Annotated in this window: 15 protein-coding genes; 14 read left to right on the top strand and 1 reads right to left on the bottom strand. The window is 72.2% G+C overall.

Annotation, left to right across the window (positions count from 1 at the left end; all coding sequences use genetic code 11):
• Positions 1–5: 5 nt before the first annotated feature.
• The 12 genes from WMI84_RS01320 to WMI84_RS01265 all read left to right on the top strand — a co-directional run bounded on the left by WMI84_RS01320 (position 6) and on the right by WMI84_RS01265 (position 12,326).
• Positions 6–1,268: a saccharopine dehydrogenase NADP-binding domain-containing protein gene (locus WMI84_RS01320; protein ID WP_347350189.1), complete on the top strand. Its 1,263-nt coding sequence runs from the start codon at positions 6–8 to the stop codon at positions 1,266–1,268.
• 132 nt (positions 1,269–1,400) lie between these two features.
• The gene (locus WMI84_RS01315) at positions 1,401–1,943 is read left to right on the top strand and encodes a winged helix-turn-helix domain-containing protein (RefSeq protein ID WP_347350188.1); all 543 of its coding nucleotides are present in this window, start codon (positions 1,401–1,403) and stop codon (positions 1,941–1,943) included.
• Entirely contained in the window at positions 1,940–3,193 is a 1,254-nt protein-coding gene (locus WMI84_RS01310) for an MFS transporter (protein WP_347350187.1), read from the top strand. The genes WMI84_RS01315 and WMI84_RS01310 overlap by 4 nt, the downstream gene beginning before the upstream one ends.
• A 65-nt stretch (positions 3,194–3,258) precedes the next feature.
• Positions 3,259–3,804, top strand: a complete 546-nt coding sequence (gene def / locus WMI84_RS01305; protein ID WP_347350186.1) for a peptide deformylase — start codon at positions 3,259–3,261, stop codon at positions 3,802–3,804.
• Position 3,805: 1 nt separating this feature from the next.
• Positions 3,806–4,753, top strand: a complete 948-nt coding sequence (fmt, locus tag WMI84_RS01300) for a methionyl-tRNA formyltransferase (RefSeq protein ID WP_347350185.1) — start codon at positions 3,806–3,808, stop codon at positions 4,751–4,753.
• Positions 4,746–6,263, top strand: a complete 1,518-nt coding sequence (locus WMI84_RS01295; RefSeq protein WP_347350184.1) for an RsmB/NOP family class I SAM-dependent RNA methyltransferase — start codon at positions 4,746–4,748, stop codon at positions 6,261–6,263. Before fmt ends, WMI84_RS01295 begins: the two co-directional genes overlap by 8 nt.
• 129 nt (positions 6,264–6,392) lie before the next feature.
• Complete coding sequence (locus WMI84_RS01290; RefSeq protein WP_347350183.1) at positions 6,393–7,592, top strand: ABC transporter substrate-binding protein; 1,200 nt, start codon at positions 6,393–6,395, stop codon at positions 7,590–7,592.
• Between the two features lie 9 nt (positions 7,593–7,601).
• Entirely contained in the window at positions 7,602–8,456 is an 855-nt protein-coding gene (locus WMI84_RS01285; protein ID WP_347350182.1) for a branched-chain amino acid ABC transporter permease, read from the top strand.
• 125 nt (positions 8,457–8,581) lie between these two features.
• Positions 8,582–9,544 (top strand): branched-chain amino acid ABC transporter permease, encoded by a 963-nt coding sequence (locus tag WMI84_RS01280; RefSeq protein WP_347350181.1) that lies wholly within the window; start codon positions 8,582–8,584, stop codon positions 9,542–9,544.
• On the top strand, positions 9,531–10,274 hold the full coding sequence (locus WMI84_RS01275; RefSeq protein WP_347350180.1) for an ATP-binding cassette domain-containing protein: 744 nt from the start codon (positions 9,531–9,533) through the stop codon (positions 10,272–10,274). Before WMI84_RS01280 ends, WMI84_RS01275 begins: the two co-directional genes overlap by 14 nt.
• Positions 10,271–10,987: an ABC transporter ATP-binding protein gene (locus WMI84_RS01270; protein ID WP_347350179.1), complete on the top strand. Its 717-nt coding sequence runs from the start codon at positions 10,271–10,273 to the stop codon at positions 10,985–10,987. The genes WMI84_RS01275 and WMI84_RS01270 overlap by 4 nt, the downstream gene beginning before the upstream one ends.
• Positions 10,977–12,326: an amidase gene (locus WMI84_RS01265; RefSeq protein WP_347350178.1), complete on the top strand. Its 1,350-nt coding sequence runs from the start codon at positions 10,977–10,979 to the stop codon at positions 12,324–12,326. Before WMI84_RS01270 ends, WMI84_RS01265 begins: the two co-directional genes overlap by 11 nt.
• A gap of 124 nt (positions 12,327–12,450) precedes the next feature.
• On the opposite strand, the gene WMI84_RS01260 is transcribed toward WMI84_RS01265, so the two are convergent.
• Positions 12,451–13,122 carry a TetR/AcrR family transcriptional regulator gene (locus tag WMI84_RS01260; RefSeq protein ID WP_347350177.1) on the bottom strand — a complete coding sequence of 224 codons (672 nt, stop codon included), beginning with the start codon at positions 13,120–13,122 and terminating at the stop codon, positions 12,451–12,453.
• 119 nt (positions 13,123–13,241) lie between these two features.
• On the opposite strand from WMI84_RS01260, the gene WMI84_RS01255 reads away from it, so the two are divergent.
• Positions 13,242–14,858, top strand: a complete 1,617-nt coding sequence (locus tag WMI84_RS01255; RefSeq protein WP_347350176.1) for an AMP-binding protein — start codon at positions 13,242–13,244, stop codon at positions 14,856–14,858.
• Positions 14,855–15,646 carry an alpha/beta hydrolase gene (locus WMI84_RS01250; protein ID WP_347350175.1) on the top strand — a complete coding sequence of 264 codons (792 nt, stop codon included), beginning with the start codon at positions 14,855–14,857 and terminating at the stop codon, positions 15,644–15,646. The genes WMI84_RS01255 and WMI84_RS01250 overlap by 4 nt, the downstream gene beginning before the upstream one ends.
• Position 15,647 lies beyond the last annotated feature (1 nt).

Here is a 15,647-nt window from a genome sequence, read left to right as displayed (position 1 = left end):
GGCGCATGACGCGGGAGTTCGACATCGTGCTGTTCGGCGCCACCGGGTTCGTCGGCGCGATCACCGCCGGGCACCTTTCCCACCAGGCCCGGGCCGACGGGACGGGCCCCAGGATCGCGCTCGCGGGCCGGAGCCCGGCCGGGCTCGAGGCGGTGCGCGCCGGTCTCGGCCGAGCGGCCGCTGCCTGGCCGCTGGTCACGGTGGACGCGGAGGACCCCGCCGGCCTGCGGGCGCTCGCGGCCCGTACCCGGGTGCTCGTGTCGACCGTCGGGCCGTATGCCGTCCACGGCCGTGACGTCGTCGCCGCCTGCGCCGAGACGGGCACCCACTACGCCGACCTGACCGGCGAGGTGCTCTTCGTCCGGTGGTCGCTCGACCACGTCGCGGCCCGGGCCGCGCGCACCGGTGCCCGCATCGTGCACGCGTGCGGCTTCGACTCGATCCCGTCCGACCTCGGGGTGCTCGTCACGGCGCAGCGCGCCGCCGCCGACGGGGCCGGGACCCTGACCGACACCGTCCTGGCGGTCCGGTCCCTGCGCGGGGGGCTGTCCGGGGGCACGATCGCGTCCGGACGGGCGCAGGCGGTCACCGCACGGTCCGACCCGGCGGCCCGGCGGACCATCGAGGACCCGTACGGCCTGAGCCCTCGACGGGGCGAGGAGCCGGCCCGCGGCGAGCGACGTGCCCGCGGGTTCGCAGGCACGCTGCACCGGCTCCTGCCGGTGCGGCGCGACCCGGCGACCGGGCGGTGGGCCGGCCCCTTCGTGATGGCTCCGTTCAACACCAGGATCGTGCGGCTGTCCAACACCCTCACCGACTGGTCCTACGGCCGGGACCTCCGTTACCGGGAGGTCGTCGACTTCGGCTCGGGCCCGGCGGCCCCGCTGCTGGCGACGGGCCTGGCGGTCGGGCTCGGGGTGGCGCTGGCCGGCCTGTCCCATGGACCCGATGCGGTCCTGGACCGCGTCCTGCCCAGGCCCGGCAGCGGTCCGGGTGCCGCGCGGCGGGCAGCCGGGCACTTCCGGATGGAGATCCGGGCCACCACCACGACCGGCGCGCGCTACCGCACGACCTTCGCCGCGCCCCTCGACCCCGGCTACGACGGGACCGCCGTCATGCTGGGCCAGAGCGCGCTGTGCCTGGCCCTGGACGCGGGACTGCCGGACCGTGCCGGAGTCCTGACGCCGGCGACCGCGATGGGCGGGCCCCTCGTCGACCGGCTGCGGCGCTGCGGGTTCACCATCCAGGTCGACCGCCTGGCCGACTGAGCCACCCGGCCCGCCGGGGCCCGCCGGGTGGGGGCCTGCCGGGTCGACCGGCGTGCCCGTCGGACCGCACGGATCCCATCACCCCCAAAGAGATGTTTGACGCCTCGTCGAGTGGGCGGCATACTGTCAAACATGTCTTTGGAGGATGAGCACCGGCGGAACCTGCTCCGGGCCACCGCGCACCCGCTGCGGCTGCAGATGCTCTCGCTGCTGACCGGTGCTCAGCTGAGCGCCGCCGAGGTGGCCCGCGAGCTGGGGATCACCCAGGCGAACGCGTCGTACCACCTGCGCTTCCTGCTCGACGCCGGACTGCTGGTCGTCGCCGGTGAGGAGCAGGTCCGGGGCGGCCGCGCGAAGAAGTACCGCCACCTGTGGGACAGCGCGGTCGACGCTCAGGCGGGAGTCGCGAGCGAGGCCGACCGGCAGGCCTACGTGTCGACGCTCGCGGCGGCGATCCCCGCCCGGTACGCCGACCGGGAGCCGGGGCCACAGCTGTTCACCGACGCCGACCTGTGGCTGCGGCCCGAGGTCTGGCTGGAGGCGTTCGAGCTGCTCGAGCGGGCCAGCCGGCTCGTCCACGAGCAGGCCCAGCCGCCGCGGACCACCGGCACGGTGCGGGCGAACCTGTCCGTCGCCGCCTTCCCGATGCAGCCCGGCAGCAGGGGGACCCGATGAGACCCACCGCCTCCCTCGGGGTCCTGGCCGACCGCCGGTTCGCCTGGTTCTTCGTCGCCCGCAGCGTCTCGATGGCGGGCTCGGCCATGGCCCCGGTCGCGCTCGCCTTCGCGGTGCTGCACATCGACCGGTCCGCGCTGGCGCTCGGCCAGGTGCTCGGCGTGCGCACCATCGCGATGATCGCCTGCCTGCTGCTCGGCGGCGTCGTCTCCGACCGGTTCTCGCGGATCGCGGTCCTGCAGGTCGCCCACCTGCTCACCTGTGCGACCCAGGCGACTGCCGCGGCACTGATCATCTCCGGGCACGCGACGCTGGCGCAGATCACGGTCATCGAGGGCCTCAACGGCGCGGTCTCGGCCTTCACCATGCCCGCGATGACGGGCATCGTCCCGCTCGTGGTCGACCGGCCACGGCTGCAGCAGGCGAACGCGCTGCTGTCCTTCAGCCGCAGCAGCCTCGGCATCGTCGGGCCCGCCGTCGCCGGGCTGCTCGTCGTCGGGGTCGGACCCGGCTGGGCGCTGGCCGCCGACGCGCTCACCTACCTGGTCGCGGTGCTCGCCCTGGCCCGGGTCCGGCTGCGCCGGGAGGAGCCCGGACGCCAGCGAAGCTCGATGATCCGCGAGCTGCGCGACGGGTGGCGCGAGTTCACCTCCCGGCAGTGGCTCTGGGTGATCGTGCTCACCTTCGGCGTCACCAACGCCATCCACGTCGGTGTCATCGGCGTCATGGGCCCGCTCGTGGCCACCACGACCCCCGCGATCGGCGAGGCCGGCTGGGGGGCCGTGCTGTCCGCCGAGGCGGCCGGCACCGTGCTGATGACGCTCGTGCTGATGCGGCTGCGCCTCACGCGTCCGCTGCGCGCCGGGATGGTCGCGACCGCCGTCGTCGCGGTGCCGCTCGCCATGCTCGGCCTGGCTCCCGCGGTCCTCCCGCTCGCGCTCGCGTTCTTCGTCGGCGGCGCGGCCATCGAGCTGTTCGGGGTCGGCTGGAGCACCGCACTGCACGAGCACGTGCCCGTCGCCGTGCTGTCCCGGGTGTCGAGCTACGACGCGCTCGGCTCGTTCGTCGCGATCCCGGTCGGCACCTTCCTCTACGGGGGGCTCGCGGCCGCCCTCGACCACGAGATGCTCCTGCTGGTCAGCGCCCTGGTGTATGCCGCCGTCTCCCTCCTCGCGCTCGCCTCCCCGGCGGTGCGCGGGCTGCGACACCGGGTCGACGAGCCCGAGAGCGTCGGTGCCGGCGCGATCTAGACTGGCGGCGAGCCGCGGGCCAGGCGGCTCGCGCGCCCCGCCACCCACGGACAAGGACTGCCTGCGTGTCGATCAAGGAGATCCGCCTGTTCGGCGATCCGGTGCTGCGCACCCCTGCGACCGAGGTGGTCGACTTCGACAAGGAGCTGCGCACGCTCGTGGCCGACCTGCAGGACACCATGCTCGACGCTCCCGGGGTGGGTCTCGCGGCGCCGCAGCTGGGGGTCTCGCTGCGGGTCTTCACCTACTGGGTCGACGACATCCTCGGACACCTGGTCAACCCCGTGCTCGACCTGTCCACCGAGGAGCAGGACGGGCCGGAGGGCTGCCTCAGCTTCCCCGGCCTGCGCTACGACACGAAGCGCGCCCTCAGCGTGGTGGCCCGGGGCCAGAACATGTGGGGGGAGCCGGTCTTCCTCGAGGGCACCGAGCTGCTCGCCCGGTGCGTCCAGCACGAGACCGACCACCTCGACGGGGTGCTGTTCATCGACCGGCTCGACCGCGAGACCCGCCGCCTCGCGATGCGCGAGATCCGCGAGGCGCAGTGGGCCGGAGCGCCGGCACCCACCGTCAAGGTCAGCCCGCACTCGACCTTCGGGCTGGGAATGTGACGTGAGGGTCGTCTTCGCCGGTACCCCCGAGGCCGCCCTGCCGAGCCTCGAGGCCCTCGTCGGGTCCGCACACGAGGTCGTCGCGGTGCTGACCCGGCCCGACGCGCCGGCGGGTCGCGGGCGCCGGCTCGAGGCGTCACCGGTCCGGCGGCGCGCCGAGCAGCTCGGGCTCCCGGTGCTGACCCCGGCCTCGGTCGAGGATCCCGCGTTCCTGGCCGAGCTGGCCCGTATCGGGCCGGACCTGGTCGCCGTCGTCGCCTACGGCAACCTCGTCGGCCCCGCCGCCCTCGACATACCAGTCCACGGCTGGGTCAACCTGCACTTCTCGATCCTGCCGGCCTGGCGCGGCGCCGCCCCCGTCCAGCACGCCATCATCGCCGGCGACGAGCTGACCGGGGCGAGCACCTTCCGCCTCGAGCGTGGCCTGGACACCGGCCCCGTCTACGGGGTGCTGACCGAGCCCGTCCGGCCGGGCGACACCGCCGGCGATCTGCTGGGCCGGCTCGCCACGGCGGGCGCCGCTCTGCTCGTGGCCACCGTCGACGGGATCGAGTCCGGTGCCCTCGTGCCGAAACCGCAACCGGGAGAAGGCGTCTCACTGGCGCCGAAGATCCGGGCAGAGGACGCGCGCGTCCGCTGGGACCGTCCAGCCTTCGCGGTCGACCGCCAGGTCCGCGGCTGCACCCCCACCCCGGGGGCGTGGACCACCTTCCGTGGCGAGCGCCTGCGGGTCGGGCCGCTGACGCCCGTGGAGCCCGGCGACGGCCCCGCGGCCGGGCCACCGGCGCCGGGAGAGCTGGTCGTGACCAAGCGCAAGGTCCTCGTCGGCACCGGGGCCGGGGTGGTCCGCCTCGGCACGGTGCAGGCGCAGGGCAGGCGCCCCATGCCGGCCGTCGACTGGGCCCGCGGGTCCCGGATCGAGGCGGGGGAGCGGCTGGGCGATGAGTGAGGGCGGTGCGGGCGAGCGGCGCCGGGGGTCCCGACAGCGGCCGCCTGCCCGGGAGAGGTCGGCCCGGCACCGGTCGGGCCAGCGGCCCTCCGAGCGGGCCCGCCGCACCGATCCCGCGCGCCTGACGGCGTACACCGCGATGCGCGAGATCGCCGCCGGCGGTTACGCCAACCTCGTCGTGCCCGGGCTGGTTCGCGAGAAGAGGCTCCACGGCCGGGACGCCGGCTTCACGACCGAGCTCGTCTACGGCGCCACCCGGATGCGCGGCCTGTACGACGCCGTCGTCGCCGTCGCGGCGGACCGTCCCGTCGAGCGGGTCGACCCGCGCGTCCTCGACACCCTCCGACTGGGCATCCACCAGCTGCTCGCGATGCGCGTGCCCACGCATGCCGCCGTCGACGAGACCGTCGCCCTGGCGCGCCAGGTCAACGGTGCCGGTGCGGCCGGTTTCGTCAACGCCGTGATGCGCCGGGTCAGCGAGCACTCGCTGGACGACTGGGTGCAGCTGGTCACCGCCGGTCGCGAGCCCCGCGACGCCCTGGCCCTGCGCAGCTCCCACCCGGCGTGGGTGGTCGGCGCCCTGCGCGCCGCGTTGATCGGCCACGGCGCGGCCACGCCCGACACCGCCGACGAGCAGCTCGCCGCGCTGCTGGAGGCCGACAACACCCCGGCCCGGGTCTGCCTGGTGGCCCGACCCGGCCTGGCCACGGTCGACGAGCTCGTCGAGGCCGGCGCGACGCCGTCGGTCACGAGCCCCCACGGAGCCGTGCTGCCCGGGGGCGACCCCGGCGCGATCCCGGCGGTCCGCGAGGGCCGCGCCGCCGTGCAGGACGAGGGCTCCCAGCTCGTGGCCCTCGCCCTGGCCCGGGCCGAGATGACCGGTGCGGCAACCGAGCGCGAGCGGTGGCTGGACCTGTGCGCCGGACCGGGCGGCAAGGCCGGGCTACTCGCCGCCATCGCCGTCGAGCGACGAATCCCGTTCGTGGCCAACGAGGTCAGCGCCCACCGCTCCGAGCTCGTGCGGCACACCCTTGGGGCGGCGATGGCCCGGGCCGAGCAGGTCGGCACGACGGTCGAGCTCAGCCGGCTCGACGGGCGAGAGCTGGGGCAGGCCGGCCCAGCGGCATACAGCAGGGTCCTCGTCGACGCACCGTGCACCGGCCTCGGTGCCCTGCGCCGTCGCCCCGAGGCGCGCTGGCGCCGCCGGCCCGGAGACGTCACGACGCTCGCCGGCCTGCAGCGCGAGCTGCTCGCCTCGGCCATCGCGGCGACCGCACCCGGTGGGCTGGTCGGCTACGCGACGTGCTCGCCACACCTGAACGAGACACGCTTCGTGGTCCGGGACGTCACCCGCAAGCGGGCCGACGTCGAGGTGCTCGACGCGCGCGGTCTGTTCACCGATGCCGCGGGCAGGCGGTTGGAGCGGCTCGGCGACGGCCCGTTCGTCCAGCTCTGGCCGCACCTGCACGGCACCGACGCGATGTTCTTCGCGCTGCTGCGCCGGGGCTGAGCCACGTGGAAGGGCGTCTTCCACAAAAAAGCGATGTCGGTCTCTTGACAGGTGAGTCCGGTCTTCCCTACCGTCGATGCTGGTCCACCGCAAACGGTCGGCCTGCCAATGACGGAAAGCGATCAGGTGATGGACTGCACCCCTCACAAGACGAGTCGAACCCCGGACCGCCCCCGTCTTCTCGCGCTGGTGCTCGCCATGGTGATGGCTCTCGCGCTCACCTCGTGCGCCTCGGGCACCGGCGCCGGTGACGACTCGGGACCGATCAAGATCGGGATCCTGTGGCCCTTCAACGGGGCGTACTCCAACTACGGCCCGGACGGCCTGGCCGGCACGCAGCTGGCCCTGCAGGAGGCCGGCATGAAGGTGGCCGGTCGCCCCGTCGAGCTGGTCAAGGCCAGCGAGGACGTGCTCGACCCGGCGAACACGCTGCGGGAGGCCAAGCGCCTGGTCCAGCAGGAGGGCGTCACGGTCGTGATCGGCCCGGTGTTCGGGTCCAGCCAGCAGGCGGTGGCGGCGTACTTCAAGACCACCAACGTGATGGCCTTCGTCCCGTTCGGCAACACCAAGGAGCTGGCGGGCCGCGGGAACTTCATCGGCTGGTCGACCCTGGACACGAGCTTCTCCACGCCGCTGGGCGGCTACCTGGCCGACGAGCTGCACTACCAGAGCATCGCGACCCTGGCGCCCGACTACGTCTACGGGCACAACGTGCTGGTCGGCGCGACCCAGACGTTCACCAAGGCCGGCGGCAAGGTGGTGCAGCAGCAGTGGGTACCACTCGGCACGACGGACCTGTTGCCGTACGCCTCGAACCTGGACCGTGACGCGGATGCGCTGGTGATGTGGCTGGTCCCGCAGGACGCGGCATCGTTCGTCAAGAGCTTCCGGTCCCTCGGGATCAAGATGCCGATCATCTTCGTCAACGGCGTGTTCGACCCGACCTTCCAGAGCATGGGGGCCAACATCGTCGGCTCGCTCGGGATCGTCGACTGGTCGGCGGGGCTGACCAACAAGGCCAACAAGGCCTTCGTGGCCGACTTCGCCAAGGCCAACAAGGGGCAGGTCCCGAACAACCAGAACGCGGCCGCCTACGTCGACACCAAGCTGGCCCTGGCCACGATCGAGAAGGCCGGCGGAGCCGCCGACTTCGAACGGCTCAAGAAGGCCGTCGTCCAGGTCCGGCTGGACACCCCTTACGGGCCCGGCCACATCGACGCCAACTTCCTCGGAGTCACCTCGCGCACGATCGTCAAGGCCGTGCACCAGGACGGCCGGTACGTGTGGGAGCCGGTAAAGACCTTCGACAACGTACCCAACGAGCTGTAGGAGTCCGCCGTGTTGGCTGTACTGAACGGGATCTCGCTCGGGTTCGTGCTGTTCCTGATCGGCAGCGGCCTGTCGCTGATCATCGGGTCGATGGGCATCATCAACCTCGCCCACGGCGCCCTCTACATGGTGGGTGCGTACGTCGGCTGGTCGGTCGCGATGGACGCGGGCCTGCCGTTCTGGCTGGCCATCGGCTGCGGCGCCCTGGCGGCCGCGGTCGTCGGCATGCTGGTCCACCAGGCCTTCTTCCGGCACCTCAGCGGCCTGCTGGACGAGCAGATCCTGATCTCCTTCGGGGTCGTCTACATCCTCGCCGACGTGGTCCAGTGGATCTGGGGAACCAACGCGAAGGCGCCCTTCTCGGTGCCGGGGCTGGACGGCTCGGTCAACCTGCTGGGTCTGACCTACCCCACGGCGCGGGTCTTCATCATCGTGGTCGGGATCGTCTTCCTGGTGCTGCTCTGGTGGCTGCAGCAGCGGACCAGGATCGGGGCCATCGTCCGCGCCGGCATGGACGACCCGCAGATGGTCCGCACGATGGGGATCCGGCTGGACCTGGTCTCCGCCGGCCTGTTCGTGATCGGCTCGGCAGTGGCCGGCGCCGCCGGCGTCATCGGCGGGCTCGTGATGGGGGCACAGCCCAGCTTCGGCATCGACATCATGTTGCTGGCGCTGGTCGTCGTCGTCCTCGGGGGGGTCGGGAGCATCCCCGGGGCCCTGATCGGTGCTCTCATCGTGGGCCTGAGCCAGGCAGTGAGCGTGGTGCTGTTCCCGTCCTTCTCCGGCTTCAGCCTCTACGTCGTGATGGCCGTGATCCTGGTGGTGCGACCGGCTGGGATCAGTGGCCGGGTGGTCAGCCAATGAGCAGGAAACCGACAACCGAGGACCAGCCCATGCAGTCATCCGGCCCGAGCGGCACAGCCCCGACCGACCGCGCCGGAAGGGGGCGGAACGGCGCGCCCCGAGGAAACCCGGAGGGTCAGGCACGGTTGAGACGACTGCTGGTGACGGCGGCGTTCGCCGCAGTGCTGGTCCTGCTGCCGTTGGTGCTGACCCCGTTCCACCAGGACCTCGCCACCCGCATCGTGATCCTCGCGCTGCTCGCCATGAGCCTGGACCTGATCTACGGCTATGCCGGGATGATCTCGCTGGGACACGCCGCCTTCTTCGGCGCCGGCGGCTACACCGTCGGGATGCTGATGGTGGACGGCGGAGTGACCAACTTCTGGATCGGGATGGCCATCTCCGTGCTGGTCGCCTCGGTCGTGGCTGCCGTCGTGGGTTTCGTCGCGCTGCGGACCCGGGGCATCTACTTCATCCTGGTCACCTTCGCGATGGGGCAGATGATCTACAGCCTCGCCCAGCAGTGGGACGTGCTGCAGACCAGCGGCGCCGAGGCCGTGGTGGGTATCGCGCCACCCGAGGTCGCCCCGCTGGTCATCCGCTGGACCAGCCTGAACATGTACTACTTCACGCTGGTCGTGAGCGCGGTGGCCGCGCTGGTGCTGTACCTGCTGGTCAGCTCGCGGTACGGGCTGGTCCTGCGCGGCATCCGGGAGAACCAGCAGCGCATGTCGGCGCTCGGCTACAACACGTGGCTCTACCAGTACAGCGCGTTCATCGCCGCCGGTGCCATCGCGGGGGTGGCCGGCGTCCTGTTCGCCTACTACAGCGGGATCATGGCGCCGGCCAACGTGGGGATCGCCCAGTCCGGGCTGATCGTGCTGATGATCATCATCGGGGGGATCGGCCGCCTCTGGGGTGGCGTCATCGGCGCGGTCGTGGTCGAGCTCGCCGGGTTCTTCGCGGACCAGTACGCACCGGACCACAAGAACCTGGTCCTGGGGGTCCTGTTCGTCATCGCGCTCGTCGTGCTGCGCGGTATCGCGATCACCCGCAGGAAGCGGGCATCCCGCCGACGCGAGGAGGAGGTCGCCCGTGTTCAGTCTTGAGGGAGTGTCCCTGCGGTACGGCGGCGTGCGAGCAGTCAGCGACGTCAGCCTGACGTTCGAGCCGGGCGCGCGGGTCGCGATCATCGGCCCGAACGGCGCAGGCAAGAGCAGCCTGCTCTCGCTGATGGGAGGCCAGACCCGGTCGACGTCCGGTCGCATCCGGCTGGGGGAGGTCGACATCACCAGGCTGGGCCCGTACCGCCGAGCGAACCTGGGCATCACCCGGTCCTTCCAGATCACGAACCTGATGGAGGGTCTGACGGCCCGCGAGCAGGCGGAGCTCGCCTGCCTGACCCCGGGTCGACGAGGCTGGGTGCGAGCACGTGGCAACCAGGACTCGAAGCAGCGGGCGGAGTCGCTCCTGGCCGACTGGGGAGTGCCGCAACGAGCCTGGGACGTGCGTCCGGAGAGCCTGTCCTACGGCCAGCAGCGCTCTTTGGAGCTGGCGCTCGCGATGGCCCGCTCGCCGAAGGTGCTGTTGCTGGACGAGCCGAACGTGGGTCTGACCGGTGCGGAGAACACCGCCCTGGTGGAGCGCATCGCGCAGCTCGACCCGAAGATCACCGTGGTGCTGGTCGCCCACGACATGGACATGGTCTTCGGCTTCGCCCAGCGCGTGATCGTGATGGCACGTGGCAAGGTGGCGGTCGACGGAACACCCGACGAGGTACGGAAGAACCAGCTGGTGGCCGACATCTACTTCGGCACCGGTGGAGAGGCGTCGAAGTGAGTGTGCTGACGTTGGAGGCGGTCGCCTCCGGGTACGGTGCGACCCCGGTCCTTCACGGCGTCGACTTCGGCATCGAGGCGGGCTCCGTGGTGGCCCTGCTCGGGCGCAACGGCATGGGCAAGACCACCTGCCTGTCGACGATCGCGGGCGTGGTGCCGGTCACCTCCGGGAAGATCTCGTTCAACGGAGCCGACATCACGGGCGAGTCCGCCATCCAACGCTCCCGCCGGGGCATCGGCCTGGTCCCGGAGACCAGGCAGGTGTTCGCCTCGTGCACCGTCCGAGAGCACCTGACCATGGCCGCCCGGAAGGGCCCTCGCGGCGAGGGGCGCTGGACCCTGGACCGGCTCTTCGACACCTTCCGGGTGCTCGGGGACAGGTCGGCCGCGCTGGGCACCCAGCTCAGCGGGGGAGAGCAGCAGATGCTCGCCATCGCGCGCGCCCTGAGCAGCAACCCCGACCTGCTGCTGCTGGACGAACCGTCCGAGGGGCTGGCCCCCTCGGTCGTCCTCGAGATCGCCGAGGTGCTGCGCGAGCTGGTGCGCAGCAACGAACACGGTGCGATCGTGCTGGTGGAGCAGAACGTCGAGCTGGCCCTGTCGGTCGCCACCCGGGTGCTCGTGATGTCCGCCGGCCGGATCGTCTTCGACGGCACCCGCGAGCAGTTCGGGGCGGCCCGGGACGTACAGGAGAAGTACATTGGTGTCGGCTGAGTGGCACCGCTGGTCCCTGGTCGAGCTGGCCGGTCGGCTGCGGGCCCGGGAGGTCGGTGCGGTCGAGGTCGTCGAAGCCGTTCTGGCCCGGATCGAGCAGGTGGAGCCCCAGGTCAGGGCCTTCGTCACCGTGACGGCGGAGTCGGCCCGCGAACAGGCCCGCAGCGCCCAGGCCACGCTCGACCGCGACCGCGAGGAGGCTCCGGTGCTGACCGGGGTGCCGGTCGCCGTGAAGGACCTGTTCGACGTGCAGGGGATGGTCACCGCGGCAGGCAGCCGGGCACTTGCGGACAACGTGGCCCGCCGGGACAGCGTCGCCTGGCGCCGGCTCCGCGACGCCGGCGCGGTGCTGGTCGGAAAGGCCAACACCCACGAGTTCGCCTACGGCGGCACGACCGAGCCGACGCGCAACCCCTGGAACCTCGACCGCATGGTGGGTGGCTCCTCGGGTGGCAGCGCGGCCGCGCTGGCATCGGGTACCTGCTTCGGCGCCCTGGGGACCGACACCGCGGGATCGGTGCGCATCCCGGCCGGGCTGTGCGGGGTCGTGGGGCTGAAGCCGACCAAGGGCGAGATCAGCACTCGCGGCGTCTTCCCGCTGTCGCAGACCCTCGACTGCGTCGGGCCGCTGGCCCGTACCCCCGAGGACGCGAGGCTGCTGCACGCCGTGCTGCGGTCCGGGTCCGACCGGCTGCCCCTGCCAGGGCCGCCCGGATCGGTGCGGGGTCTGCGCGTGGGTGTGGTGCTTCCCCAGGATGTCGTCGAAGGGCCCGTCCGGCAGGCGCAGTCGGACGCATCGCGAGCGCTCGAGGACGCCGGCGCCGTGGTCGAGATCGTCGAAGGCGGCCCGTCGCTCGCCGATGCCGCTCGGGTCAACTTCACCATCATGGCGGCCGAGGCCGGTCAGGTGCATCGCTCCTTGCTGGCCGAGCGCGGCGACGACTACTCCCCGTACGTCCGGCAGCGCCTCGAGGATGCCCTGCGCACCACGGCGTGCGACTACCTCGACGCGCTCGAGTCCCGTAGGGCCGTCGTCCGGGAGTGGAACCGGCTGCTCGGCTCGTTCCAGGTGGTGCTGCTCAACGGCATACCCTGCACCGCGCCTCGGGCCTACGTCGAACAGGTGGTGCTGGGCGGCGTCGCCCAGGATCGCGACTGGGTGCTGTGCCGGGACACTGCGTTCGCCAACGTCACGGGTAACCCTGCTCTCGCGGTACCCGCCGGCCTCGCGGACGGCCTGCCCGTGGGTGTCCAGCTGGTCGGCCCCCGACACGGCGAGGCTCTCCTGTTCGCCGCCGGGCAGGCCGTGTTCGACCGGCTGGGCGCCCCGATCCCGTGAGGGCCGCGACATGAAGCCGAGGCATGTCAGGTGCGCGGGCCGGACCCCGGGCCGGCGGGGCAGCCCGGCGTCAGCCGACCGGACAGCGCTGCGGACCCGGGCCGGGAGGGACCTGGGCCGGAGGTCAGGCCGGTCGCGGCCGCGTCTGGGTCAGTCGCACGCCTCCGGGGGCGGGCTCATCGACCGGCGGACTGAAGAAGGTCGCGTACCAGGCGTGGGCGACGACCCGGGTGGCATCCTCCAGGTCGACCTCGGCGCCGTGCAGGCTCTGCTGGGCGAACCACACGTAGGCCGACTGCTCGACCATGCAGGCAACCGACTCGGCGGCCAGGGCGGCGTCGACCCCGTTGACCCGCGTGATCCCGTGCACGCGTTCCAGCGCCGCGACGAACCGCTTGACGTGACGAGTGCGCATCTGCCACCAGTAGTCGCGGAACCGGTCCACCACGTGCGCGGCCTGGATGAAGGCGCGCATCACGTCACGCCGCTCCCGGTACAGCGCCAGGTACCCGCGGTTGGCCTCGACCAGCGCTTCGTAGGGCTCGGTCGCGAAGTCGTGCTCGCGTGCGGTGCTGGCCTGGTAGAACTGCTCGTGCAGGTCCGCGATCACCTGCGCGAACAGCTCCTCCTTGTTGGCGAAGTACCGGTACAGGCCGCCCATCGAGATCTCGGCCACTTCCGCGACGTCGCTCATCCGCGCGTCCACGTAGCCGTCGCGCGCGAAGACCTCTCGACCGCAGTCCAGCAGGTGGGCCCGCGTGCGCAGACCCTTCGAGGTCGTCGGTCGTGCAGTCAAGTGCGGAGCCCGTTCTCGATGGATGCAGTCACCCCGATGGTAACAGAAGCGACATCGGACTTTGGAAAAAGCGATGTCACTCTCTTGACAACAGCCGCCGAACCCAAGAGGATCTAGACGTGACCAGCACCAGCGGCCCAACGCCGACCGACTCAGGGCAGACCGACCCGGGGCAGGCCACCGCCGCGCGGCTGGCCGAGGCGTACCGCGCCGCGGGCTGGTGGACCGGCGAGCGGCTGTCCGACCGCTTCGCCCGACTCGTCGACGCCGGCCCGGACCGTCCGGCACTCGTGGACGACCGAGGGGTCGTGCTGACCCGGGCGCAGCTGTGGCACGCAGCCGGAGCATTCGCCGCCGACCTGCGCGACTCCGGCGTCCGGGAGCGCGACAGGGTGCTGATCTACCTGCCCAACACGGCGGCGTGGCAGGTCGCCTTCCTGGGCGCCCTCCGGCTCGGCGCGATCCCGGCGACACTTCCGCTGACCACCGACGCGACAACCCTGTCGTACGTCGTCGGCCTGGTCGGTGCTCGTGCGATCGTGGCCCCACGGACCTCGCGCGGCCGGACCACCGGCGAGTGGGCGCTGGCGGCGGCCCGCGCCACCGGCCGTTCGGTGGCTCTGGCCCTCGTCGACGCGGACGGGCCGCCGAGCTGGAGCCACGTCGACGGGGCCGGCGAGCCGCCGGAGATCCCCGACGGGGTGGCGCATCTGATGTTCACCTCGAGCACGACCGGCATGCCCAAGGCGGTGATGCACACCGAGGACACCCTGGCGACGGTCAACCGGGCCTTCGCCGACCGGTTCGGCGTCGACGAGGACACCCCGATCTTCATGCCCTCGCCCCTCGGGCACAGCGTGGGCGCCTGGCACGGGGGTCGGCTCGCGCTGTGGACCGGTGCCACGCTGGTCCTGCAGGAGCACTGGGACCCGGCGCACGGCCTCGAGCTGGTCGAGCGGCACCGGTGCGCGTTCACCGCAGCGGCCACGCCCTTCCTCAAGGACATCATGGACGTCCCCTGGGAGCGGGAAGGGCCGAAGCTGGCCTCGCTGCGGATCTTCCTCTGCGGTGGCGCCCCTGTGCCGCCGAGCCTGCTCGAGGACGCGACCCGGCAGGCACCGGACACCTTCGTCACGGTGCTGTGGGGCATGACCGAGGGGGCCGGGACGACCTGCCTCCCCGGGGGCGACCTCGCCAAGGTCACCTCCTCGGCGGGTATGCCGTTGCCGGACCTGGAGCTGACGGTCCTGGATCCGGACCCCGACGGGTCCGGTGAGCTGGCGATCCGGGGACCACAGGTGTTCGTCGGCTACCTCGGCCAGGAGGAGCTGTACCGGTCGCTGGTCACCCCGGACGGGTTCTTCCGGACCGGCGACCTCGCCACGATCGACGACGAGGGCTACCTGCACCTGACCGGGCGGCTGAAGGACCTGATCATCCGCGGCGGGGTGAACATCTCACCGGTCCCGATCGAGGACGCGATCGCGGCGCACCCGGCGGTGCGTCGGGTCGCCGTGATCGGCGCTCCCGACGAGCGGCTCGGCGAGCGGATCTGCGCCGTCATCGTGCCCAACGGTACGGCCCCCACGCTCAAGGAGCTCAACGACTGGCTCAGCGCGCGCGGGCTGTCTCCGCGGAAGCTGCCCGAGGCGCTCGTCTGCGTCGCGGAGATGCCGGTCACCGCGGCCGGCAAGATCCGCAAGATCGACCTGCAACGTCAGCTGGAGGCACGATGAGCACAGCCCGGATCGGCGACATCGACGTGGCCTACACGGAGGTGGGCACCGGTGAGCCGGTGGTCATGATCCACGGTCTCGCCGAGGACCGGCACACCTGGTCGAACCAACAGGCCGCGCTGGGCGAGCGCCACACCTTCGCCTACGACCTGCGCGGTCACGGCGACACGACCATCGGTGCCGCGGCGGCCACCCTGGCCCAGCTCGGCGGCGACCTGGTCGGCTTCCTCGAGCAGGTGAGCGGTCCCGCCGTCGTGGTGGGGTTCTCACTCGGTGGCACCGTCGCGCTCTGGGCCGCGGCCCGGCGCCCGGACCTGGTACGGCAGGCCGTCGTGCTGGGCACCTCCTCGGTGGTCGGCCGTGCCGCGGTGGGCTTTTACCACACGCGCATGGACCTGGCCGCCGACACCGGCTCACCGGAGTTCGCGGCCGCGCTGCGCGACGACACGGCGGCCGGGCTCGCCGTGGCACACGAGCAGCTCGACCACGTCGTCGCGGCCCGGCTCGCTGCCGTGGGCGACGGTGCCGGCTACCGCAACGCGGCCGCCGCCATGGCCGCCCTCCGCGACGACCCGCTGACGCCGTCGCTGGCCGGGGTCGGCGTCCACGTCGACGTGGTCGGGGCCACGCAGGACACCTTCTGCCCGCTCAAGGCAGCGCAGATCATCCTCGACGCGCTTCCGGACGCTCACTACCACGAGATCCCGGACGCCGGGCACCTGGTGAACATCGACAACCCACAGGGCGTGACCGAGGTGTTGCGCGCCACGCTCGACGAAAGGAACTGAC

The organism is Intrasporangium sp. (assembly GCF_039812505.1).
GTDB lineage: Bacteria > Actinomycetota > Actinomycetes > Actinomycetales > Dermatophilaceae > Intrasporangium_A.
This window is presented reverse-complemented; position numbering and strand designations above follow the sequence as displayed.